This window comes from Dysgonomonas sp. 521 (assembly GCF_010501055.1).
GTDB lineage: Bacteria > Bacteroidota > Bacteroidia > Bacteroidales > Dysgonomonadaceae > Dysgonomonas.
Genome location: NZ_QVMO01000227.1, coordinates 1 through 1033 on the forward strand (window position 1 = coordinate 1; position 1033 = coordinate 1033).

A 1033-nucleotide genomic window follows, 5' to 3' on the forward strand; every position below is an offset into this window, starting at 1 on the left:
TAACGTGAGTTCGAAATAAGATAATTACTTAAACATTAGCATAATAGCGATTTTTTGATTAACTTTAAGTATCTAACATTCAAAGTTTAATTAAAAAACATCTATTATGCTAAGTGTTTGTGAAGTTACAGATATTTTCTATTTATGTGATGAATTTACCAAAGAATTTGAATCATTTTCCACCCGTCATAGATTGCGGGAAGATAACGGTAAAAAGCATCGGAATAAGCCTAATCGAATCTCTGACAGCGAAGTAATGACAATCTTAATAGCTTTTCACCTGAGTGGAATGAGGAATCTTAAGGCGTATTATTTGTTTTATGTAAGCAAACATATGAAGGATGAATTTCCCAAGCTTGTATCTTACAACCGCTTTGTAGAACTCCAGCAGCGATCACTTTTGCCCTTAGTCTTGTTTCTGAAAACCTGTCGGTTGGGCAAATGTACAGGCATTAGTTTTGTGGATTCCACTACATTGGATGTGTGCAATATCAAACGTGAATGGCAGCACAAAGTATTTGATGGTATCGCCTCGAAAGGTAAAAGTACAATGGGATGGTTCTTTGGCTTCAAGCTTCATTTGATAATCAATGATAAAGGAGAAATCTTAAGTTTTGTTATTACCCAAGGGAATGTGGATGACAGGAAACCGCTTGAAATGGAGAGTTTTGTCAAAAATATATTCGGTAAGCTTTATGCTGACAGAGGATACATCTCTCAACGGTTAGCCGAAATTCTCTTTGTCGATGGAATCCATCTGGTTTACAAACTCAAAAACAACATGAAAGGTGAATTGCCTCTTAAGGATAGGATTATGCTCCGAAAAAGGGCTATTATAGAATCTGTTAACGATGAACTCAAAAATATCTGTCAAATAGAGCACACAAGACATCGATCATTTGCAAACTTCCTCACTAATCTGATTGCAGGATTATTAGCTTATAGTTTCTTGCCTAAGAAGCCATCTATCAGAGTTGATATTATTGAGGATAAGCAACTAGCAATATGGTAGTGCCTTATTTCGAACTCACGT

At 35.6% G+C, this 1033-nt stretch carries 1 protein-coding gene; it reads left to right on the forward strand.

From position 1 onward, the window contains the following. The first annotated feature begins 106 nt into the window (after positions 1–106). Positions 107–1012: an IS982 family transposase gene (locus D0T84_RS22305; RefSeq protein WP_163310112.1), complete on the forward strand. Its 906-nt coding sequence runs from the start codon at positions 107–109 to the stop codon at positions 1010–1012. Positions 1013–1033 lie beyond the last annotated feature (21 nt).